The organism is Pseudomonas sp. P5_A2_2 (assembly GCF_054177685.1).
This window is the reverse complement of record NZ_JBGCUL010000940.1, coordinates 1-1,694: the sequence shown is the minus strand read 5'-3', so window position 1 is coordinate 1,694 and position 1,694 is coordinate 1. Positions and strand designations below refer to the sequence as shown.

At 64.0% G+C, this 1,694-nt stretch carries 1 protein-coding gene; it reads right to left on the bottom strand.

Annotation, left to right across the window (positions count from 1 at the left end):
* Nucleotides 1-1,684, bottom strand: a 1,684-nt coding sequence (locus tag ACXRVY_RS27550) for a beta strand repeat-containing protein (RefSeq protein WP_458238785.1), incomplete at its 3' end; no start/stop codon positions are given.
* Between the last annotated feature and the right edge of the window lie 10 nt (nt 1,685-1,694).

The following is a 1,694-nucleotide window of genomic DNA, read 5'->3' as shown; positions in this document are numbered from 1 at the left end:
AGGTGTAAGTGCCGTTGGCGTTGAGCACCAGGGTGCCATAGGTGCCGGTGAAGGTGCCGGGGGTGATCGGGCCGGCATTTTCTCCGAGCGTCACCCGGTCAGCGCCTTGCACGTCGTTGCTCAACACGTTGCCGTTGAGGGTCAGCAGGGTTTCCGAGGCCGTTGAAGCATTGCTGTCGTACACGCCATTGGGCAGGTCGTCGACGATGTTCACGTCGAGGCTGCCGGTGGCGGTGGTGCCGTTGTCGTCGACCACGGTCACGGCGAACTGTTCGGGCAAGGTGTTGGCGCCGTTGGCGGTTGGGTGCGCTTCGTTATCGTTGAGGGTGTAGCTGTAGCTCACGACACCGGTCGCCGCGTTGAACCCGGTGATGGTCAGCGTGCTGCCCAGTGGCGTGGTGATCGATTGCGGGAAGCCGGCGGCCACGCCACCGCTGACGACAGTGATGCCGCCCACGGTCAGGGTGGTGACGCCGTCGAGGGCGGTCACGGTGAAGGTGCCGCTCTGGGTCAGAGCAGGCGTGTTGGGGCTGCTGCCGTCGCTGAGGTTTTTCTCGTAGACCGTCAGCTCACCGCCATACACGTTGAGGCCGTTGAGGGTCACCTGATCATCGTTGTTGTAGACGTTGAGCACCAGGTTCGCGGTGCTGCTGTCGCCGTCCGCATCGGTGAGGGTGTAGGTGAAGGTTTCGCTGCCGTCGCCGCCGCCGTGCAACGCCTTGAAGTCGGTATCGCTGGTGTTGAGGGTGTAGGTGTAAGTGCCGTTGGCGTTGAGCACCAGGGTGCCGTAGGTGCCGGTGAAAGTGCCGGGGGTGATGGGGCCTGCGTTTTCACCCACGGCTACCCGATCGGCGCCTTGCACGTCGTTGCTCAGCACGTTGCCGTTGAGGGTCAGCAGGGTTTCCGAGGCCGTTGAAGCATTGCTGTCGTCCACGCCATTGGGCAGGTCGTCGACGATGTTCACGTCGAGGCTGCCGGTGGCGGTGGTGCCGTTGTCGTCGACCACGGTTACGGCGAACTGCTCAGGCAGGGTGTTGGCGCCGTTGGCGGTTGGGTGCGCTTCGTTGTCCACCAGGGTGTAGCTGTAGCTGACCACGCCAGTGGCGGAGTTGAACCCGGTGATGGTCAGCGTGCTGCCCAGCGGGCTGGTGATCGATTGCGGGAAGCCGGCGGCCAYGCCACCGCTGACCACGGCGATACCGCCGACGGTCAGGGTGGTGACGCCATCCAGCGCGGTGATGGTAAACGTGCCGCTCTGAGTCAGGGCTGGTGCGTCCGGGCTGCTGCCGTCGCTGAGGTTTTTCTCGTAGACCGTCAGCTCACCGCCATACACGTTGAGGCCGTTGAGGGTCACCGGATCGTCGTTGTTGTAGACGTTGAGCACCAAGTAGGCGGTGCTGCTGTCGCCGTCCGCATCGGTGAGGGTGTAGGTGAAGGTTTCGGTGCCGTCGCCGCCGCCGTGCAACGCCTTGAAGTCGGCATCGCTGGTGTTGAGGGTGTAGGTGTAAGTGCCGTTGGCGTTGAGCACCAGGGTGCCATAGGTGCCGGTGAAGGTGCCGGGGGTGATCGGGCCGGCATTTTCTCCGAGCGTCACCCGGTCAGCGCCTTGCACGTCGTTGCTCAACACGTTGCCGTTGTCTCCGAGCGTCACCCGGTCAGCGCCTTGCACGTCGTTGCTCAACACGTTGCCGTTG